Below are 3388 nucleotides of genomic sequence, written 5' to 3'. Positions count from 1 at the left end.
CACGGCCTCGACGACGTCGACCATGCGGGCCGGGTCGGTCCAGAAGTGAGGGTCGGGGGTGCCGGATGCATCGCCGGACGAGTAGTCGAGCACGTTGATCTCGTCGCCGACGATCACCATGGCGGCGCCGGCCTCCGTCGCCCGGTCGAGGTGCTNNTCGAAGTCGAATCTGTCGGCGAGGTAGCCGAAGACGTGGTGGTTGGTCACGAGCGCTCGCTGCGATGCCGGGATGGCGGCGAACGCCGACGTCATCTCCGCGTCGAGCGCGTCGAGCTCGTCGAGGTAGGCTTCCGCGTTTTTCTCGACGACGACCGGGTCGACGCCGTCGACGGCGCCGAGTGCGGCCTCCACGGCCTCGACGACGTCGACCATTCGGGCCGGGTCGGTCCAGAAGTGCGGGTCGGGGGTGCCGAGTGCGTCGCCGGATGAGTAGTCGAGCACGTGGATCTCGTCGCCGGCGATCACCATGGCGACGCCCTCCTCCGTCGCCCGGTCGAGGTGCTGCTGCAGGCCTTCCTCGAGACCCAGTCCGTTCGAGACGAGGAGATCGGCGTCGTCGAGCGTCGCCGCCTCCTGGGCGGAGATCTCGAACGAGTGCGGGTCGGCGTTGGGCTTCATGAGAGTGGTCACGTGCGCCTCGTCGCCGGCGATCTCGGTCACGACGTCACCCAGGATGTTCGTGGTGACCACGACCTGCGGCTCGTCGTCGGTGGAGCTCGAGGTGCAGCCGGCGAGCCCGAGCGCCGCGAGGGCGGCCGCGGCGAGCGCGAGCGGTCGCCACGGCCTCATCGTCCGACCTCCGACAGGAACGCCGGGGAGGTGGGGGTGTCGAGCGTGCGCGCGATGCGCGCGCCGTCGGCATAGTCGATCTCGTGGACCACAGCGGCCGCGGGGTCGTTGAGGTACGCGCGCTGGCCGTCGACGGTGAGCGAGGTCGCCTCGTCCGGGGCGCCCACGAGCACGTCGGTGGCGGCGATCTCCTCACCGGTCGCTGCCGCGTAGACCCGCACGCGCCCGTCGGTGTCGAGCGCGACGACGTGTCCGGCCTCGTCGTCGACGGCGGTCACGTGCACGAGCGTGTGCTCCGTCGCGACGTGAGTCCAGGTCTCCTCGCGGGTGTCGAGCAGCCAGAATCCCGAAGCATCGGTCAGGCCCGCGACCGTGGGGCGTCCCTTCCGCCCGTCGAAGGCGACGGCGCGTTCGGCGTCGACGTCGTCGGGATACGGGATGACGGAGAACTCCGCCTCGTCCTCGTCGCCGGTGACGAGCACGGCGGCCTCGGCGCATCCGATCGCGAGCCCGACGACCGTGGTGATCGCGCCCGCCGCGTCGGTGCACGAGACGGACTGCTCCGTCTGCCTGCCTTCCGCGTCGTAGACCCCCAGCGCGTCGGCTTCGCTGATGATCGCTCCGTCACCGAGCGGAGCCACGACGGCATCGGCGTCGACATCGACGCGGAAACGCTCGACGATCTCGCCTTCCGCGAGAGCTTCGTTCTCGAGCAGCACGGCGTCGCCCGAACCGGCGAAGTGCAGGGCGGTCGAACCGTCGGTCGAGAGCATTCCCCAGGTCACCGTGGCTATCCCCGATCCGGGAACCGTCCCGGGCATCTCGGGCGAGCCGAGGTAGTAGTGGAAGTGGTCACCGTGGTTCCAGCTCCAGCGCGCCGAGTCGACGATGTCGACACCTTCCGCGGTGGACACGAACACGTACCGACCGTCGCTCGCGAGTCCGGTCGGTGCGCCGGCGGATCCCAGGTCCTCGCTCTCTCCCGACAGCAGGTCGAGCAACCCGACGCGGCCGTCGGCGTCGACCGACACGAGGGCCAGCGGCGGCTCTTCGACCTCGGCGGCGGTGGCGATCTCACCGTGCCCGTCGGAGACGTCGTCGACCGGGGTGGCGGTCGGCTCGGACTCGACGCCGCATCCGGCGAGGGCGACGAGCGCGAGGGCGACCGCGGTGGTGGCGGCGAGCGGGCGTGGGGTGATCACGAGGTCCTTTCAGGCACCTGTGCGGGGGCACGGGTGAGGGAGGGGAGGGGATGGATGCTCCGCATCCGTCGCGCCGCAAGCGTCCGGGCCGACGAAGAGAGCGCGGCGAGCAGGATCGCCGTCGCGGCGATGGAAGCTCCTGCCGCCGTTGCGAAGTGCCACGACACGAGAAGTCCGATGGCGACAGCGAGGACGCCGATCGCGGCGCCGAGCGCCATCGTGGCGGGGATGCGGGCGGTCCAGCTGCGAGCCGCCACGGCGGGCGCGAGAAGCAGGCCCACCACGAGGAGCGTGCCGACGGCTTGGAAGGAGGCGACCACGGCGAGTGTCACCAGCCCGACCAGCGCCACGTGCGCCCGCTGCGGCCGCAGTCCCAGCGTCTCGGCGATCCGCGGATCGAATGCGGCGACCACGAAGGCTCGGTGGAACCCGATCGTGACCGCGAGGGTGAGGGCGAGCGCGGCGGCGAGGACGACGATGTCCGCCGGCCGGATGGCCAGGATGTCGCCGAACAGGAGGGCCGTGGCGTCCGTGGCGAAACTGCGCGAGTGCGACACGATGATCACGCCGACCGAGAGCATCGCGACGAACAGCAGCCCGATGCTGGTGTCGTAGGAGAGCCTGCCGCGCCGCTGCAGCGCGCCGATGGCGGCGCTCATCGCGACGGCGCTGGCCGCAGCGCCCAGCAGCAGCGGGAGGCCGAGCACCGTTGCCAGCGCAACGCCCGGGAGCATCCCGTGGCCGATGGCCTCTCCGAGGAATGCCATGCCGCGGATGACGACCCATGTGCCCACGACGCCGCAGATGACCGCGACGAGAGCGCCGCCCACGAGCGCACGAGCGAAGAACTCGGTGCTGAGCGGATCGGTGAGCCAGGACACGGGTCGAGACTCTACAAGTAAATGAGAACGATTATCAAACTCGTACACTGATGAATGTGAATTCCCAGGTCGCCGCTGTTGAGACGCGAGGCGTCTGCTTCTCGTACGCCGCCGACGATGTCGTCCATGACGTGTCGGTGCGCGTCGATTTCGGCGAGGTCGTCGCCGTTGCCGGGCCCAACGGTTCGGGCAAGTCCACCCTCGTGGAGATCATGGCGGGCGTCAGACCTCCGCGGGTCGGGGCCGTGCATCGAAACGGCGACCTTGCGCTCGTCGTGCAGCGACCTGCCGCGCCGGAGATGCTTCCGGTGACGGCGGCGGATGTCGTCGCGATGGGCACCTGGAAGCGCGGTGCTCGCCTCGAGCGCCGCGCGGCGAAGGGGGCTGNNGGTCGAGACTCTACAAGTAAATGATAATGATTATCAAACCGGTACACTGATGAACGTGAACTTCCGGGTCGCCGCTGTCGAGACGCGGTGCGTCTGCTTCTCCTACGCCGCCGACGATGTCGTCCAT

At 69.8% G+C, this 3388-nt stretch carries 4 protein-coding genes; 1 reads left to right on the top strand and 3 read right to left on the bottom strand.

The window, feature by feature from the left end:
- The 3 genes from B4E30_RS15500 to aztB all read right to left on the bottom strand — a co-directional run.
- Positions 1 to 789, bottom strand: a 789-nt coding sequence (locus B4E30_RS15500; protein WP_286796090.1) for a metal ABC transporter substrate-binding protein, incomplete at its 3' end; no start/stop codon positions are given.
- Entirely contained in the window at positions 786 to 1991 is a 1206-nt protein-coding gene (locus B4E30_RS15495; RefSeq protein WP_286796088.1) for an ABC transporter, read from the bottom strand. The genes B4E30_RS15500 and B4E30_RS15495, both read right to left, overlap by 4 nt.
- Positions 1988 to 2872 carry a zinc ABC transporter permease AztB gene (gene aztB, locus B4E30_RS15490; protein ID WP_194384695.1) on the bottom strand — a complete coding sequence of 295 codons (885 nt, stop codon included), beginning with the start codon at positions 2870 to 2872 and terminating at the stop codon, positions 1988 to 1990. The genes B4E30_RS15495 and aztB overlap by 4 nt, the downstream gene beginning before the upstream one ends.
- A gap of 56 nt (positions 2873 to 2928) precedes the next feature.
- On the opposite strand from aztB, the gene B4E30_RS15485 reads away from it, so the two are divergent.
- On the top strand, positions 2929 to 3285 hold the full coding sequence (locus B4E30_RS15485; RefSeq protein WP_286796085.1) for an ATP-binding cassette domain-containing protein: 357 nt from the start codon (positions 2929 to 2931) through the stop codon (positions 3283 to 3285).
- The last annotated feature ends 103 nt before the right edge of the window (positions 3286 to 3388 follow it).

This window comes from Microbacterium sp. UBA3394 (assembly GCF_002358725.1).
In the GTDB taxonomy this organism is placed as follows: Bacteria; Actinomycetota; Actinomycetes; order Actinomycetales; family Microbacteriaceae; genus Microbacterium; species Microbacterium luteum.
The sequence above is the reverse complement of the archived record's forward strand: the minus strand, read 5'-3'. Positions and strand labels throughout refer to the sequence as shown.